Annotated in this window: 15 protein-coding genes; 5 read left to right on the forward strand and 10 right to left on the reverse strand. The window is 37.9% G+C overall.

Annotation, left to right across the window (positions count from 1 at the left end; all coding sequences use genetic code 11):
- Positions 1–3 precede the first annotated feature (3 nt).
- Positions 4–1,515, forward strand: coding sequence for a SusD/RagB family nutrient-binding outer membrane lipoprotein (locus K2F45_RS20785; RefSeq protein WP_248932353.1), 1,512 nt, complete (start codon positions 4–6; stop codon positions 1,513–1,515).
- Between the two features lie 443 nt (positions 1,516–1,958).
- On the opposite strand, the gene K2F45_RS20790 is transcribed toward K2F45_RS20785, so the two are convergent.
- From K2F45_RS20790 to K2F45_RS20810, 5 genes are all read right to left on the reverse strand, one after another.
- Positions 1,959–2,660: a lycopene cyclase domain-containing protein gene (locus tag K2F45_RS20790; RefSeq protein ID WP_248932354.1), complete on the reverse strand. Its 702-nt coding sequence runs from the start codon at positions 2,658–2,660 to the stop codon at positions 1,959–1,961.
- A complete protein-coding gene (locus K2F45_RS20795) occupies positions 2,657–3,115 on the reverse strand; it encodes a sterol desaturase family protein (RefSeq protein ID WP_075993729.1) in 459 nt (152 codons plus the stop codon). Before K2F45_RS20795 ends, K2F45_RS20790 begins: the two co-directional genes overlap by 4 nt.
- A gap of 9 nt (positions 3,116–3,124) precedes the next feature.
- Positions 3,125–3,961, reverse strand: a complete 837-nt coding sequence (locus K2F45_RS20800; RefSeq protein WP_075994923.1) for a phytoene/squalene synthase family protein — start codon at positions 3,959–3,961, stop codon at positions 3,125–3,127.
- A 4-nt stretch (positions 3,962–3,965) separates the two neighbouring features.
- Positions 3,966–5,444: a phytoene desaturase family protein gene (locus K2F45_RS20805; protein WP_248932355.1), complete on the reverse strand. Its 1,479-nt coding sequence runs from the start codon at positions 5,442–5,444 to the stop codon at positions 3,966–3,968.
- Between the two features lie 116 nt (positions 5,445–5,560).
- A complete protein-coding gene (locus K2F45_RS20810; RefSeq protein WP_075993731.1) occupies positions 5,561–6,202 on the reverse strand; it encodes a MarR family winged helix-turn-helix transcriptional regulator in 642 nt (213 codons plus the stop codon).
- A gap of 280 nt (positions 6,203–6,482) precedes the next feature.
- Here K2F45_RS20810 and K2F45_RS20815 point away from each other — a divergent pair, with 280 nt between their 5' ends.
- Together K2F45_RS20815 and K2F45_RS20820 are read left to right on the forward strand one after the other, a co-directional pair.
- A complete protein-coding gene (locus K2F45_RS20815) occupies positions 6,483–8,945 on the forward strand; it encodes a TonB-dependent receptor (protein WP_248932356.1) in 2,463 nt (820 codons plus the stop codon).
- 201 nt (positions 8,946–9,146) lie between these two features.
- Entirely contained in the window at positions 9,147–9,656 is a 510-nt protein-coding gene (locus K2F45_RS20820; RefSeq protein WP_075993733.1) for an STM3941 family protein, read from the forward strand.
- A gap of 84 nt (positions 9,657–9,740) precedes the next feature.
- On the opposite strand, the gene K2F45_RS20825 is transcribed toward K2F45_RS20820, so the two are convergent.
- The 3 genes from K2F45_RS20825 to K2F45_RS20835 all read right to left on the reverse strand — a co-directional run bounded on the left by K2F45_RS20825 (position 9,741) and on the right by K2F45_RS20835 (position 14,594).
- Complete coding sequence (locus tag K2F45_RS20825; RefSeq protein WP_248932357.1) at positions 9,741–12,089, reverse strand: TonB-dependent receptor; 2,349 nt, start codon at positions 12,087–12,089, stop codon at positions 9,741–9,743.
- A 242-nt stretch (positions 12,090–12,331) separates the two neighbouring features.
- Positions 12,332–13,552 carry a TCR/Tet family MFS transporter gene (locus tag K2F45_RS20830; RefSeq protein ID WP_075993735.1) on the reverse strand — a complete coding sequence of 407 codons (1,221 nt, stop codon included), beginning with the start codon at positions 13,550–13,552 and terminating at the stop codon, positions 12,332–12,334.
- Positions 13,553–13,676: 124 nt separating this feature from the next.
- Complete coding sequence (locus K2F45_RS20835; protein ID WP_248932358.1) at positions 13,677–14,594, reverse strand: helix-turn-helix domain-containing protein; 918 nt, start codon at positions 14,592–14,594, stop codon at positions 13,677–13,679.
- A gap of 167 nt (positions 14,595–14,761) precedes the next feature.
- Here K2F45_RS20835 and K2F45_RS20840 point away from each other — a divergent pair, with 167 nt between their 5' ends.
- Together K2F45_RS20840 and K2F45_RS20845 are read left to right on the forward strand one after the other, a co-directional pair.
- Positions 14,762–14,941, forward strand: a complete 180-nt coding sequence (locus K2F45_RS20840) for a lmo0937 family membrane protein (protein WP_075993737.1) — start codon at positions 14,762–14,764, stop codon at positions 14,939–14,941.
- 38 nt (positions 14,942–14,979) lie between these two features.
- Positions 14,980–16,176, forward strand: coding sequence for a GAF domain-containing sensor histidine kinase (locus K2F45_RS20845; protein ID WP_276521431.1), 1,197 nt, complete (start codon positions 14,980–14,982; stop codon positions 16,174–16,176).
- 93 nt (positions 16,177–16,269) lie between these two features.
- Here K2F45_RS20845 and K2F45_RS20850 read toward each other — a convergent pair whose 3' ends face one another.
- Complete coding sequence (locus tag K2F45_RS20850) at positions 16,270–17,298, reverse strand: aldo/keto reductase (protein ID WP_248932360.1); 1,029 nt, start codon at positions 17,296–17,298, stop codon at positions 16,270–16,272.
- A 22-nt stretch (positions 17,299–17,320) separates the two neighbouring features.
- On the reverse strand, positions 17,321–18,055 hold the full coding sequence (gene surE / locus K2F45_RS20855; RefSeq protein WP_248932361.1) for a 5'/3'-nucleotidase SurE: 735 nt from the start codon (positions 18,053–18,055) through the stop codon (positions 17,321–17,323).
- Positions 18,056–18,078 lie beyond the last annotated feature (23 nt).

Below are 18,078 nucleotides of genomic sequence, written 5' to 3' on the forward strand. Positions count from 1 at the left end.
GAGATGAAATACACTATCATAAAATCAGCCTTATTTGCGATTACTTTACTTACAGCGAGCTCCTGTAAGGACTTTCTTGATGTAAATGATAATCCGAATGCGCCAATAAAGGAAAATTTAAGCCTAAATGCCAAGCTTCCTGCCGCCTTGGTCGTATCTGCCGTAAATGAATCTGTCCAACTGAATCAGATCGGTGGTTTGTGGGGAGGTTATTGGGGAACTTCAAATGAGGGAGTGAGTACTTTTACAGCATTAAAGACCTATAACGGTCCTGCGATAAGGGATACAAGAGACGGCATACCTGTCTGGGAATCCAATTATAACAACCTACTGTATTACAAAGAAATTTTGGATCAGGCCAATGTCGAAGATGCAAGATTTTATGCGGGGATCTGTAAGATCATGATGGCTCACCATTTCTTTACACTTGTTGACTTTTACAATAATGTTCCCTTCAGTGATGCTTTAAACGGCTCTGTTAACCTGCATCCGAAATATGAATCGGGAAAAGATGTTTATGCCAAGTCCGTTGATCTAATTACCGAAGGTATTGCAGATATCAAGGTTGCTTCTCTGTTGCCCACAACAGACGACGTTCTTTTCAAAGGCGATAAAAGCAAATGGACCAAATTTGGTAACACACTAAAATTAAGAGCTTTGCTGAAACAATCGGAAGTTTCTAGTCAAGAATCCTATATTAAGCAGGAAATATCGAAAATTATCGAAGAAGGTTCAGGATTTCTTTCCGAGAATGCAGCTGTCAATCCGGGATATCTCAACACTGCAGCAAAGATGAATCCTTTTTACGAGACCTTTTATCGGAACAATGCAGGTGTGGCAGTAGCAAATTATGCCAATATCAGACCAACACAATTTTTGATCAACACGTACAAAGCCTATAACGACCCGCGCTTACAACAAAACTATACGCAGGTCAGCGGAGAATTTAAAGGTGTCCTTTTTGGAAATAATACCATAGCTGAGGAGTTTGCAGCGGTTAATACTTCAGCCTTAAAGGGTCCGCTGGAGAATGGTAATCAGCCCGCTGGGATTATAAAATCATTTAGCCAGTCAACCGTTCTCATTTCCTTAGCGGAAACTGCCTTTTTAGAAGCAGAGGCCATCGAGCGGAAATGGATTAGTGGCAACGCGAATGAATCCTACCAAAAGGGAATTCAAGCCTCATTTAATTATCTGTTCAACCAAAATAATTACAATGCGCAATCCTACATAAACCAGAAAAGTGTTATTTATACGGAAGCGAGTAACAAAATTCAACAGATCATAACCCAGAAATGGCTTGCATTGCACAACATCAACAATATCCAGGCATGGAACGATTATAGACGTCTGGGTTATCCTGCAATACCAAATTCACTATCATCGCCAAGTTCAGGAGCGTATCCGTTGCGCTTTATGTATCCGGAGACAGAAATCAATACCAACAACGCCAACGTGCAAGCACAAGGAGAAAATGGAGTCCTGCTGGCAAGGGTATGGTGGGATACAAAATAGTATTGTTTATCAATATAGAAATTTAGATGAGAGAGCTAATGTTATCAATTGTGGGTAGCATTATTTGTCAGACGGGGTCCATTGCATGGGCCCCGTTCTTTTTATGACAAATTGCAGTTTTACCTCCTAGACTTCCAAAATCACCATCAAGATTTCTCCATATCTAATGCTCATTTTTTTACAATTACATTTAGTGAATCAGGCAGTTATAATACCCATACAAGTTATAATGAGACAGGTCTACCTGCTTTTGCGATGGATAGCAATTTAACTTTTATTTTGGCCTTGGATTTTGGCTGGTGACGCCAGAAAATAAATTTGTCCGCTCCGCTAATGTCAGCACATTTTTCTGGGGTGGCACATTCAATACACATTATTGGGTCGATCCACAGGAAAATATGATCGGTCTTATTTTCACACAGGAATATATGGTTAACTCTTCTTTATTGATTGGATTCATGCGACTTACTTTGAAATTTTTTAAAAAAGTAAAGAACCCACAAAAACTGGGTGTATCCGTACACCGCATCTTCAACCGGAATCGTTAATACCCTGATCCCCATAAATTCCATGGGATTGTAATTGACTATCGGAGATTCCAATCCTGTTCCGGTGAGTATACCATTGACAGGTAAAAAGCCCAACATAAGCAAGGTAAAGACTAGAGAGGCCTGCGTAATCCATTGTATCCGAAATGCAAAATGAAAAAGCAGCAAGGTCACGATAGTCACCGTAGCGGTAACAACCGTATAAATTCTGTCGGCATATCGAAGTGCCACCACAGCACATATAATGACACTCACAAAGACTACGATATTATTAAAGGCGGAAAGCGATTGTAATCTAAAAAATTTATCGATACAGAAATAAGTAAATATACAGGAAAAAGGGATAAATATAAAGAATAACCATTCTTCCAATGGCAAGCCTGCGATTATCAGGCCTAAAGTATATTTCGTATCAAACCACCACACTCCCCTACTGTTAAACCAGACATCCCAAGCGATAAAAAAAACAGCAACAAGGGCCGCTGCCTTTAAGAATGGAACAAACTCACGATCGAATCGAAGCCGCTTGTCGAAGGATGCGACAAAACAGATTACGACCGTAAAAAATAAGATAAGCGAGTAAGTATATGGCATCATATTTTTTCATTGTTAGTATACATTTTAAAGTATTTCATCGGAACATATAAAAAACCAAAACATTCGCCCTCCTCTTTACCTAAATGTTTATGATGTTGTTTATGAGCACGCCGAAGCGCCAAAAAGTAACGGTTATTTGTTTTACTCAACCATTTGAAGCGTTGATGGATAAATATATCATGCACAAAGAAATACGCCATACCATAGAGCATAATCCCTAATCCGATGTAAAACAGATAATTGTAATCCCTTAACGAACCGAAATACATCAACGCGATGGTGGGAAGAGCAAAAATGATAAAAAAGTAATCATTCTTTTCCAAAAAACCCGCATTGCTATGATCATGATGATCGCGATGTAATACCCAGAGAAAGCCGTGCATAATATACTTATGGATAAGCCAGGTTGCGCCCTCCATAGCAATAAAAGTGACCAATACAGTAATAAAATTCATAGCTTTATTTTATAAGTAAGCAGCTTTGTAACGCAGATAACTTTTTAAAGCAACATAGGCTTTTTGTGCATTTGGTATCCTCACCCTGCTTTCCAAAATCTCCTTTGAGGACTTTTTTCGAATCTTCGAAAACAGGGAAAGATAATATTTGTAAGCCAGATAAACGCCAAATTTTGCCGATGCAGGCAATTTTTTAATTCCCAAAAGCGCTTCCTTAAATTCGCTGTGTATCTCATCCTCAATCTGGCTTTTGAGTGCATTATCAAAGACAGTCATATCCAAATTCGGAAAATAGGTACGACCAAGAACATGGTAGTCGTCTTTAAGATCCCGCAAGAAGTTTATCTTCTGGAATGCAGAGCCCAGTTTCATAGCGTAAGGTTTTAACTCCTCATAACGCTGTCTATTACCTTCTGTAAAAACCTGTAAACACATCAATCCCACCACTTCAGCCGAGCCATAGATATATTCTTTATAGCGTTCAGAATTATAGTCGACTTTATTCAGGTCCATTTCCATGCTATGCAGAAATTGGCGGATTAGCTCGACGTCGATAGCATACTTATGTACCGTTTCCTGAAAAGATTGTAATATCGGATTTAATGAGATACCTTCCTCTAAAGCACAGTTTGTCTCGAGATATAACCGCGCCAACAGCCGCTTTTTATCATATCCATGAAAACTGTCTACGATTTCATCAGCCAATCGTACATAGCCATAAATCGCATAAATACTAGCCCTAATGCTGGGCTTGAGTGCCAAAATACCGAGCGAGAAACTTGTACTATATTTTTCAGTTGTTTTTTTGCTTACTTCATAAGCGAGTTCATCAAATAGCTTTTTCATGGTCTTATGTTTTACGATATAATTCAATGGCTTCTTTGGCAACAATTTTCCCTGATAAAATGGAGGGAGGCACCCCGGGACCAGGAACGGTTAGCTGACCTGAATAAAAAAGATTATGGACTTTCTTATTTCTGATCTTGGGTTTCCATACCGCTGTCTGTTTCAATGTATTTGCAAGTCCATAAGCATTTCCAGCGTAAGCATTATAATCGCTGATAAAGTCGCTTACACAGTAACTCCTCTTGTATGCAATCTGTTCATATAGGTTTTTTGTACCGGTACGCTTTTCCAAACGCTTCAACATCTTAATTAGATATTTTTCACGTGTTTCATCATCATCCGAGATAGCAGTTGCCAAGGGCATTAATAAGAAAAGATTCTCACTGTTTGCAGGGGCTACATGCGGATCCGTTTTGGATGGACAACATACATAGAACAGCGGATTTTCAGGCCACTTTTTTTCACCATAGATACAGTCAATATGATCATCCAACGGATGTTCAAAGAAAAGTGTGTGATGTGTTAGATTTGGAATGGACGATTTCATACCGAGGTAATAGATCAAACTTGAGGGGGCAAAGGTCCTGCTCTTCCAATAATCATCGTCGTAGTTTCTCAACTCCTTGGCAAGTAGTGTTTCGATATGGTGATAATCGGCCGATGCAACCACGAGATCAAATGGATGATTCACACCATTAACAACTACAGAAGTGATCTTATACTTTTCTATATTTAACGCATCAACATTATGATCAAAATGGAAAGTGACACCTTGTCTCTCCGCTACTTGCTGCATCGCCAGTACTAACTGAAAAAAGCCCCCTTTGGGATAATGAGTTCCAAGTGCATAACCGCCGTAGTTCATCAGGCTATATAACGCCGGAATATCCTTGGGTGAAGCGCCCAAAAATATAACGGGGAATTCCATCAATGTCCGCAATCTTTGGTCCTTAAAATATTTGGCAACATAGGATCTAAAATTAGAAAGTAAATCTAGCTTAAAAGCACTAAGTGCAATTTTTGGAGAGAGAAATTCGCCCCAATTGTGACAGGGTTTATTCACAAAATCCCGCATGCCGACTTCATACTTAAATTTTGCAGCTTCCATAAATCTATCCAACTGCATACCAGCCCCAGGTTCGATCTGTTCAAATAATTGTTTTAACTCCTGATAGGATTCAGGTACACGAATCTGTTCAGAGTTAAATATCATTTCAAATTGTGGATTGAGGGATACAAGCTCAAAGAAATCAGCAGTACAACACCCAAAATCTGAAAAAAAGGACTCAATGATGTCAGGCATCCAGTACCAGCTCGGTCCCATATCAAATCTAAATCCTTCTGTCGTACTAAACTGTCTCGCCCTTCCACCGGGCTGCGTATGTTTCTCAAAAACATGCACATCGTATCCTGCCTGCGCAAGATAGGCCGCCGCTGAAAGACCCGAAAAACCTGCACCAATAACTGCTACCTTCTTTTTCATTTCTGTTTTTTTTGCTAAACTATTTGGGTAATCCCCTCAATAGACTTACTGAAACCGTAATTTGGTAATGTACACATTGTAGTTCTTATGTTATTTCCATCGCACCGCAGTATGGACTATAACTTCACTTGTTCCAGCAATTTTTCAGGTGCAATATTTCTATCATAAATTAATTGATGAAATTTGCTCAATTTATCCAATAGACTTATCAGTGTTATTTTTTCACTGTAGGTCAAATCACCTGAAACAATCTGGGTAGCATGACGTATTTTTCCCATTTGTCGATCCAACGCCGATAAGCCATTTTCTGTGATATAAAGCACCTTACTTCGTCGGTCTTGCTCTGAATCTTGCTGACCGATCCATCCTTGTTTGATCAAACGATTTATAATCGCCATGCCGGCTGGCTTTTCATGAATATTCCGCCTGATCAATTCCATTTTTGTCATCTCGCCAAACGACCTTAAGGTTATAAGGTATATAAACTCCTCTTGTGTAGAAAAATCAGATTCCCAAATAGCTGCCTTTGAATAACTTTTTGCAAACCTATTCATATGCACTATTAATGTGCTGATCACACTCTCTGGACTACGCCCATTTTCCTTACCGTCCCATTCAGGTTCGACCAGAACATCGGTTTCTTTTGCCACTACCCAACGTTTAAATCCATCCGCGTCGGTACTGTAGATTCCATCTACGTTCTCCTGTTCAAACTCCTCTACTAATACAATGATTTCTTTTAAAAGTTGATATTTCATACACTTTATTTAGAACATAAATATACTATATTTGTTTTTATTTTTTTAATAAAGATTTTTTTTAGAATAAATATAGACCATAAATCTTATCTACTCTAAATTTTAACCAACTGCAACTCATATCGGGTAGAGACTTGCTTTTACTTATAAACAGACTTTTGTGCCAATTGGTAATCACTTTTATTATTAATCGTGCAACATTTTTTTCCTGAGCTCGACTAACCTATAGTCACTAACTGCAAACAATGGTCATCAAACTCTGCACAAGAACCTTAATTACATGAAAGTCTTAGAAAAAATTGCCCTACTCTTCCCATGCCTGCTTCTTTTCGCCATAGCTCATGGTTCATCTAATAGGATTATCCTTTCGCGCATCGATTCAACCTTTACTGTTACGGGCAAAGTAGTCGATTCTCTTACAAAAGAACCCGTTCACTTAGTTTCAATATACTTACTGGACCATCAAAATAGCAGCAATCCTGTCAAAACAGTGGGTACAAATGACAGGGGCGACTTCCAATTGACCTATAATCAGCGTTCATTTTACCTAAAAATCAATCACATGGGCTTTCAGCCTCAGATAAAAAGAATTGAAATGCCGAACGGTTCCAATATAGATATCGGCACTATAGAACTTCATAAGATTGACAATAAACTTGAGGAGGTTACAGTTTCCTCCAAGAGACCTACCTTGGAGCTAATTACCGGTGGGTATAGATTTAATGCGGAAAATAATATATTAGGAAATAGTACAAATATAGCAGAACTGCTCAAGCAGGTACCGGGATTAACCGTTGATGAAATGGAAGGCAAATTACAATTGCTCGGAAAAGGGGCTACTGTATTGATAAATGGTCGAAAAGTCAATTTGGGGGGTCAGGATTTATTGAACTACCTGAAATCTCTACCGAGCAACGAGGTTTTGTCTGTTAATGTGCTTACCAGTCCAGGCGCAGCATATGATTCCGCAGGAGATGGAGGTATCCTCGATATCAGACTTAAGAAAAATTCCAATTTGGGCTTCTTTGGGTCGGCAAGTACCAGTGTTTCTACCCTTTGGGGAACGGACCAATCGCTTAATTTAAATCTCAAAAAAAGTAAGTTTGAAATTTCATTGGGTTATAATTTTTCATATGGTGAAAATTTGCATAAACGAAACGATCTTATAAAAAACTATTACTTACCTGATTCCAGTTATCGCTATAGACAAGAACAGGTTAGTGAAAGATCCCAAAGGACACATTCCATGAAAATCAATACACTTTATACTATTGATTCAACAAGTACGCTCTCTTTTAATTATTGGTACGCCAGCTTTTATGGTAAATTTCCAAATGAACGAGATGCCACGATCTATAATCGGAAAGATGAATTTCAAAGGCAGCTTAAACAGCGGGACTTCATGTTTTTAGACAATAATTTCCATATCGTCGATTTGATCTACGACAAAGATTTTAAAAAGAAAAACAAGCTTTCAATCGGCCTGAATTACGCGAAATACTCGAATGAAAATAACACTTCATTCTGGAGAAAGGCATATGATTTTTCTAACACGGAAATAAATTCCTCAGAAAATGATAGCAGAAATTTTATTATTAAGAGACCATATGAAATCTGGACCTTCAATACAGATTACAAAACTAACATTGGAAGGAGTATAGATCTAAAATTTGGTGTAAAATATGCCCGTGCAAATACAGAAAGCTTCTTTAAGAATCTGACCACAGATGGAAATACCGTCGGAGGAGAAGCAAATATTGAAGATAAGGTTCAATATAACGAAAATATACTTGCTGCTTATTCTTCTCTGAGTGGTAAATATAAACACTTCTCCTTCGATGTAGGCTTGCGACTAGAATCATTCGATTATAAATTACGATCCCTTTCAACTGACGAACAGATTAAAAACAACTATCTTAATTTATTTCCCAACTTTAATATACGTTATGATTTCGAGGATCTTAAAAACAGCATTGCTTTATCGGGGAACAGAAGAATCGAACGACCAGGTTATAACATGCTCAATCCATTTGCGGTGACCAATAATCCTATCTATTTTACCAACGGTAACACACAGTTGAAGCCATATTTTGCAAATAGACTAGATCTGCAATATTCACATAAGTGGAATAGCAACCACTCACTGATCTTTTCTTTATATGGAAACTCCTCGAAGAATATGTTTACTTATATCTCAAGATATAATGAGGAGGTTGGGAGCCCGGAGTTTAACTATTATAATGATTATAATCTCAACCAAATTGGAGCTTATGTCATGTCGCAAAACAAATTTGGAAGCAGCGTGAATGTCAGTACATATTTATCGGCCCAACGACCTACTTTCAGATCGAATAATACAGAAGATATTTTGTTACCTGGTATTGTCAACTTTAGTGGGTCGATCAACACCTTTATTAATATTCTGCCAAAGACTACTGTTCAAATATTCGGCTTTTATGCTTCGAAAAGAAATAGTTTTCAAATGCAATATGGGGCAACAGGATATATCACGACGGGTTTACAACAAAAAGTGCTTCGGGACAAGCTAAACATATCCCTGACGATTGAGGATATTTTCAACTTACAAAAAGCACCTATTTCCATTTTAGGCAATGTGATTAGCATTGAAACAGTGAATAAATTGAAGTCGCGCTATGCAAAATTGAGTTTCAGTTACAATTTCGGAAAAACCTTCTCCGCAAAACAGACCAAAAAGCTGGAAAAAGATTCGAGGATAGATTAACCCATCAATAGGTTAATCGTCAAAGATGATTCTTGGAAGCATAGCGCTGGATATAATTGAGTTTAGAAAATAGCTTAAATACAGATAGACCTCAAAATACTGCGAATTTAAAACAAATCCATACGAATTGAAATTCGCATGAAAATTTGAAAAGCGTTGTTTTAACTTAGTCCGATAAACATGTGAAAGAGAACGTTAATTATGAATGAGACTATCATAGAATTCGATAACAAAAAACGTCTGAAATTAGCACTATTTGGCTTGATATTGACGATAGCGGCTTTGGCATTTGCTTACTATATTTTCTTTGTCGCTGAAAAAATAAGAATTTTCCCTGGAGCATTGATGTTGACCTTAGGGGGCTTAGGATGTTATTGTCTAATTGGCGGAGTAAAAAGTCTATTTGTTAAAGATCGGACTGGCCTAATATTGAACGCAAATGGCATTCGATATAATGGTACGCCAGTAGGAATAAAGGCTGGGACTGTAAAATGGACTGCTATTCAATCTGTCTCGACAGGAATGGCCCATGGTGTCCATTTTGTTTTTTTGAAGCTACACCATCCCGAAAATTATATGCAGCAGTTCTCTCCACAAGTACAACAACATGTGCTCGAAAATGGAATAGCCGTTTCGGCAGATCAATTGTCGCTTGATTTCAATACACTCAAAAAATTGATAGAAGAGTATTATGAGCGGTATAAGCGATGATAAGAGGGAAAAGACTCGCCATAAACAAGCCCCTATAAAAATCTTACAGGGGCTTGTTTCTATTAATCGTATCAAATTGTTGTATTACAAATCCAGTTGGATACCTAAATTCGCTATTGTTCCGCTTCCTTTTACATAATAACGGCCTTCATTTGTAGCTCCCCTCACCTCCGCGTGCAGTGGAAAATAATCATTATTAAGGATATTATTAACTGAAAAAATGAACGCCAGATTCTTTAATTTGTAGCGTGTTTGGAAATCCATCAGACCATAGCCGGAAATCGGATATTTGCCATAATTATATTCAGAAGGTTGAAATACATCGCGTTTCCCCAAATGTAAATACTGCAGATAGACATTCCACCGATCTGTCAATTTGAAATCTGCATTGATATTTATTTTAAAAGGTGAAATAATGGAATTATCCAATTTATCCTTATATTTTCCCTCATTTTTCAAATCTTGTCTACCATCCATATACCCGAGTATAGTACCAAACTTCAACCAGTCAACAGGGGTTACATCGACAACCAATTCCAAACCGTAGATACGCTGCGGTACTTGGATAAGTTCGTAATTACCCGGTGTCGAAGTTTCTGCGAAAGTATTGCCTTTCTTGGAAGAGCTATAATATCCTGTCAATTGGTAACTTAACAGACTATAACTTCCGTTTAGCCCCAACTCAAAATTATTGACAACTACAGGCTTCGGATCAATTTGACTCAAAGGGACTCCATTCCGTAACACAAGTCCCACATCGCCGATAGAATACCCTTGTGAAAATGACACAAAGGGCTGCAGGTATTTTAATTTATTATACCTTCCTGCCAAGTTGAATACAAATGCGTTTGAGTTGCTCTTATCTCCAGGGGTGACTTTCCCTGCTTTTGTTAGATCCCCCACCTTGAAATCCAAGTTTTCGTATCGCACACCACCTTTTAAGATCCAATATTCAGCCAGGTTAAACTTACTTTGAAGGTATAGGGCGCCACTTTTCATATTCATGTCGGGTGTCACTAATCCATCGTCCAACGTTTTTTGAACCGTGTGATCCTTTAAAAGATCTACTCCATAAATTAAAGTTACGTTATTGCTGTTGGGTAGATCAAAGGGCGTACTAAAATTTAGTCTGGCTCCCTTATGATCAGAATATGTTTGGTTGTAGCTTTCAAATACCGTGTTCATATCTTCATAATACAGACTCATATTTGCTGAGGTTCTACCAAAGTTACCATCATACTTTACATGAAAAGCTTTATTGTAAGGTGTCCCGCCGTTAATCACTGTATCTGAAGGTATCCCTATAGCAGGTTTACTGCCAAACTCCCCCTTAGTACCGACATATTTACTATCCTGAACACTTCTATAATAGTTCCCCATAAGTTCGATACGATGATTATCGTTAATCTGATAACCAATCTTCGCTAAGGCATTATAACTTTTTGTCTCGCCCAGGCCATAAAATGGACTTACAATGGTACCATCGGAGCTACGTACCACACCTGTTCGCGCAATCTTTCCTTGCACAACATAATCAAACTTGTCTTTCGATCCAGAAAATACTTGTGCCAAATTATACCCGTATGTTTCATCTGGTCTGACCAAGCTTAGGGAATTATTTAAAGAGGTTGAAGAATGAAAACTCCTGTCTGTCTTTGGCTTTTTTGTTATGTAATTAATTATACCACCAGCCGCGCCATTTCCATACATGGCTGAAGCCCCATTAATAACTTCAATATGGTCTATTGCACTAGCATCAATCGTCTTCATATCTCTTCCGCCATTTCTTAAAGGAGTAGATTGAGGAATTCCATCAATAAGTACCAAAAAATTCCGACCACGTATTTTAGCAATAAAATTGTTTTGGCTTTCCTCACTGGGAGAGATACTTGGCACTTTCTGCATTAAAATATTGGGTAGGTTGTCGTTTATCAGACGCTGATCTTCTAAAGTCTTACCTCCAATATAGGTAATTGATGATGGCACTTCGTCAATACTTTCAGCCAGTCGGCTCGCCGTTACGACAACTTCATTCAAGTGATTACTTGTTTGCTCCATGACAAAGTCTGGGAGCTCGAGGGTTTCCCTTTCCAGTGCGATCTGCGATTTGATTTCTTGAAAACCAATATGCTTTACGATCATGGAGTGAATTCCTTTAGGAATCTTTAAAAAAATAAAATTCCCTTCATGATCAGTCTTGGAGCTATTTATCCCGTCAATATTGATATACACATTGGACAAACCTTTCCCCTCTGAATTTTTCACCTTGCCCTTAATTGTCCCCGATTCTTGATCATTACCATTTTTCCTAACAGCAATCGGTCTTTCCCTTGAAAAACTTATTGCTGGAATTATGGAAAAACTTAAAACCAATAGACTGCTCGCCAATGTTGTTTTTTGGGTAATAAACCAAGATCTTGTTGTTGTTTTCACGTGTTGAAGGTATTTAAAAAATCACTCGTCCTGTCCGCATATTGATATCTGTCCTATTTCCAAACCTTTCTATCTGGGAAAGCCTGTTCTGAAAAAGATATAATTACTATTTAGACTAATTATTATTAATGGCAAATATAGTAAAGTTAGGAAATACTTAAAGCTAAAAATTTAGAATATGAGCCCATTATCGACACAAGTAACAATTTCTCATTACAACTGGCAGGCGTTATCTCCATTTCTTAATGGTTATTATTTCGTTGAAAAACAAAATATATCATAATTCCACTCATGCAAATTAAAATGGATCCCAGAAAAAATGGCACTCCCGAAAATTGAAATAGCGCGTTATCCTGTGTAAAATAATAAAATGAGTTTGTCATTACTGGAGGTCCAATAATAGATGTTGCACTTACCAAACTTGCCAACGCTCCCTGAAGTTCACCTTGTTCATTTGAAGGAATACTCTTACTAATAATGGATTGCAGTGCAGGTCCACAGATTCCGCCTAAGGAATATGGGATAAGGAAAACAAACATCATCCATCCTTCACTTGCGAATGCGAATAGCATAAGACCGATCGCATAAAAGAATAATCCAAAATATACACTTTTCTCGTCGCCTAATTTAGGGTTTACCCATCTTATTAGAAACCCTTGTACTAATCCAAGCAATAATCCGAGCAACCCAAGTGATAAGCCAACCGTCCGTTCTGTCCAACTAAACTTATACATGGTAAAGAAATGCCAATTACTCTGCACGGCGTGAAGAGCGATATAGACCAAAATCAAGGCAACAACAAGGCGCGCTATTTTCGATTGTTTTTTCAGAAAATTAAATGCTCCAATAGGATTCGCACGTTTCCAATCAAATGGTCGTCGTTTATCCTTATCTAAACTTTCCGGCAGGAAAAACAGCCCATAGAGAAAATTTACTAGGCATAATAAAGCGGCTGCATAAAAGGGTACTCGAGCGCCGTAATATCCAAGTAAACCACCGATTACCGGGCCCAAGATAAACCCCATACCAAAAGCTGCGCCTATTAAACCAAAATTTTTGGTTCTATCTTCATACGTGGATATATCAGCGATGTATGCACTAGCGGTTGAAATACTAGCCCCAGTCAGCCCAGCAATGATTCTTCCCAAAAAGAGCCAACTGATAGATGGCGCCAATGCTAATAATATATAGTCGATGGCAAATCCAAAAAGAGAAATTAAGATAATTGGGCGTCTACCATATTTATCACTGAGATTGCCCACTATAGGCGCACATATAAATTGTGTAATAGCATAAGCAAAGCCGAGCCATCCTCCATATTTTGCTGCTTCGCTAAGGTCTCCATGAATAAGTTCTGCAATGAGTTTAGGAACAACTGGAAGTATAATGCCCCAACCTGTAATATCAATCAACAGGGTAATAAATATAAATCCGATAGCTGCTTTTTTTCCTGTATTTTTCATGCCGTAAAATTAAACAGACGAGAAAAGGAGCTATTGACAATTTAATGGTGTTTACGTACCATTTGAAAGCTAATTCTACTTGAAAATCTGTAAATGCCTTCGACAGTTAAACGAATACCATCTATCACACGTTTCGATAAGTTGTTGGTGACAAACCAACAATTCGTTTGAAGTATCTGCAAAAGACGCTTGTTTCTTCAAAATGAAGTTCATTACTGATTTCTTTGATTGATAAATTAGAAGATTTTAATAATGTTTTAGCATGTAGAATTGTGATATGATCAATCCATTGTATTGCCGATCTTCCAGTTTTCTGTTTGAGGAAAGTTGAAAGATATTGAGGTGTTAAATGTAGTTTTTCAGCGTAAAATACAACACTTCTTTGTTGCCCGGCATATTTTGAAACAAGCAGATAAAATTCATCGATAATCTCATGCGTACGGCTTTTCACCAAATTTTTGTTATTTGGTAATTTAGAATAGACTTCAGAAATCATACTAACTAGCACCATGACGAGATGCCGTAGCATTTGTGTTTTATTGGGACTTGCTTTTTTATGGTAGAAGTTTTGTATAAGGGTCAATAATTCATTTTGGAGTTTAATTTCTTCCGATTGAAGTCTAATAATTGGCTGCCATCTTATTTGATTGTTCATTACAAACTCCCGTAGAACAGGAAATTCTGTAATGAAATCCAATGAAAGACCGATTGTTATAATTTCAGCATCTTCACTCAATGATTTTGTGTCGATCATCACTTGTGGCTGCAAAATAGCAATATCCCCTTTGTTTACTTCATATTCTAAGAAATGGATTTGGGATTTCATAGATCCCTGTACCATAAAACCTAATAATAAACCATCAAATATGCGGCTATGACTTGTATACTTCTTCCCGGGGCCATGTCGTTGACTAAGAATAACTATGCCTTCCGTCTTTTTTGAAAGGTCAAGATTATACAATTGATAGACATTATCCAAAGTTATTAATAGAGCCATGTTCAAATGTCGATAAAAAAAAACAGCATAACATGTATTTTTCATCACTTTTACCATTTTCCTAAGGGAATCAACGTCCTAAGCCGTAGAAATTGAAGAAAAAGCCGCAATACTAATGTAAAACGGCTTTTTTTTGTAAGTTTTCTTATCAAGTTACAAAATTACGAAACGATTCTATTTAGATATTGTTCTTCAATAAAGAATAATATTATATGGAAGACCTATTATATTCGGTAGCTATTAGCGTAATGATTGTTTGGGCAGTTACTTTTGTGGGCGGATTCATAACAGAAGATTTTATTCATATTCTTTTAATTATTGCAGCTATAGCATTTATATTTCGCGCAATAAAGGGTATTAGTAATTCTAAAGTGCACCAACCTCAACAATAAGTCAAAGCTATTCGTAAACAAATAGACCGGCAATAAAAATGACAATCCCAAACCAATTAAATCAAAATCAATGGTACGATAGGTATACGAAGAAGAGCGACTTCGACTCCTGTCAAAGAATTTTGGAGGCTTTATGTGGCCACACGAAAATGAGGTATGGCATGATACGCAAGAGAGATGGCCGTAAATGGGGGAATTGGTGCGTTTATGACTATCATTCTCAGAAGATCGTCAATAAAAACAGTGAAAACTACGTTAAAATATATCAGGAAATAAGGAAAGGTTTCTCACCTATTTACATTGACGATAGCGAGCAATGTTCTGTCGACGAATGGACACAAGTTCTTCATGAATTCGGTTTAAAAAGCTATATCTCTTATCCGATTATTAACAAAAATAATTCTATTGTTGGACACTTGAGTTTCATGAATGCGGAACCCGTACACTTCGACCCAATTAAATTGGAGACGTTGCTCCCTGTTTGCAGTGATTTGATTGCAATAGATTTTAAAACTGCAATTGAACGTAGAAATACGAGAAAAAAATTAGAACAGGAACTTAGTTATTCCAAAAACAGAGAACTCGTTTTATCGTCTTTGGCCCATGACTTAAATAATCCTGTCAGCATCGTAAAAGTGATATCACAATATCTTGGCGCAAACATTAAAGATGAAAGCCAAAAAAACTTAATAAAGAAAATAGAGGCGGCTTCATCACGGGTAAAAGGTGTGATAGATGATATTTTAGATTTCAGTAGTATCCGTCTTCAAGACAAGCTAATTAGAATTAATGATCATTACCGCATGGATTCATTGATTAAGCAAATCTTATCGGAATTTGAAGTATTACACAATAGAGCACTAATCGCCAACATCAACCTTCCAGTTGATGTACCCTGTGATCATCAGAAAATGGGACGGGCTTTCGCTAATTTAATTGGAAATGCTATAAAACATGGTAATCCTCATGAAAATATCGAAATAAATGCATGCATTCAAAAAGAAAATTTCATTTTTAGTGTTACAAATGAGGTCGCCTATCCTCAATATTCAGATCTTACAGATCTATTTAAGCCTTTCGTAAAAGGAGTCAATAGTAATGGGCTCGGATTAGGATTGTTTATTGTGAGTGAAATAGTAAAAATTCATAAGGGAAAAATAGTCGTAAATTTAAAGGACAATAAAATTACTTTTAACCTGATGATCCCCCTAAATTCAACTACAGTTGTTCAATAATAAAGTACAGGCAATGATTTCAGCGAGAATTAGTTTTCGCTGAGATACTTTATTCAACAGAAAAAGGGTGCGCTAATCACACCCTTAGTCTTATCAAGTATCATGGGTATTGGGTACAGGTGCGTGTTCTTCAATAAGTTTATCATGTTTCAACTCTTTCCAAAAGTCGGCGGGAATCTTTGCCTCAAAGGAATGTGCATTTTGCACGGCCTGTTCAGCGGTATGTGCTCCGGGTATAACACCAGACACTGCGTCGGGAGCCGCTGCAAATTGCAATGCTGCTGTACGAAGATCTACAGCGTGATTTTTCGAGACCTGTTGCAAAGCATTTAGCTTTTCTTTAACCCCGGCAGGAAACTTCCCATCATAGAGATAACGGTCTTTACCCGATAAAAATCCAGCACATAATGGCGCTCCTACAATAATGGAAATATCTCTTTCAGCAACTTTCGGGAAAATCTGATTCAGTTCATCGTCATGTTTTATCAATGAATACTGGCAGGCCGAAAGAAAAATATCTGGATCAGCAACTTCCAATGTCTTTAAGATAGGCGCAACGGTATTGACTCCCAGTCCCCAACCTTTAATAACTCCTTCTTCTCTCATCTTAGTCAATTCGGGCATTGCTCCATGAATAGCTTGCTCAAAATAATGTGTATAGCTGTCTTTCATATCACCATTGTCAGGTGAAAGGTCATGAATAAATACCGCATCAATGGAAGATAATCCTAAGCGCTGTAGACTATCTTCGATACTTCTTCTCACTCCCGAGGCGCTATAATCATATTGGTAAGCAAAATTTAATTTTCCTTTCCATAGCGATTGTTCCATTTTAAAATCCTCCCCTGGCAACATTAATCGGCCTACTTTTGTTGACAGCGTAAAACTTTCTCGAGGCTGATCTTTTAAAAATAAGCCCATTCTACGTTCACTGATACCCAAACCATACCATGGCGAGGTGTCAAACAATCGTATCCCTGCATTCCAGGCGGCTTCGACTGCCTTTAAGCATTCGATATCTGAGTTGTGCTGAAATCCATTTCCCAATGCCACTCCGCCAAATCCAGCTTTGTTGGCGGGACGGAATTTTTTCTTTTGTATTAAATTTTCGGCTGTTACCATCTTGTTCTTTTATTATTTCCTATTATTTATGTTCGCTAGTCTGTCTGGCCGCAAGTTCATCATGTGCAGTTAGGTCAAGACGTAAAGGCGTAATAGAGACCAAATTGTGTTCTACTGCCCAGCGATCAGTCCCCTTTTCAGCTGGTTCTAATGGTACCACTGTGATCCAATAGTTTTTTCTTCCCATGGGATCCTGTCCAGAAACCACACTACCATCATATAAACGTACTGATTGTCTTGTCCAGGAAATCCCTTGGGGTTTAGGCGGAAAATTCACATTATAAAGAGCGGGGCCCTTATTTTTCAGCAATATCTTGAGCACCTCGATTGTCCACCGAGATAGCCCTTCAAAATCAGGTTCTGTCTTTCCAACAGGTGTACTCAATGCAATACCAGTAATCCCGAGCAATGTGGCCTGCTTCGCTGCAGCCAATGTTCCTGAGTGCCACATTGAATTGCCTAAGTTTGGCCCCATATTAATACCAGAAAGTACAACCTGCGTATCTGGAAACATATGTAAACCCAAGGCTACACAGTCTGCCGGTGTGCCATTGACCCTATAGGCATCAATATCCTCAAAAGTAACAGGCGCATGCCGATAGCTTAGGGGCCGAGAATGCGTAATAGCATGCCCCATTGACGACTGCTCAACATCGGGTGCAACAATCTTTACCGTTCCAAACTCTTTCGCCGTCTGTGCCAGTGCCGCAATCCCCGGTGAATAGATACCATCGTCATTGGTGATAAGTATATTCATAGCTGTCCTTTTCTATGAAAACC

The organism is Sphingobacterium siyangense (assembly GCF_023277505.1).
In the GTDB taxonomy this organism is placed as follows: Bacteria; Bacteroidota; Bacteroidia; order Sphingobacteriales; family Sphingobacteriaceae; genus Sphingobacterium; species Sphingobacterium siyangense.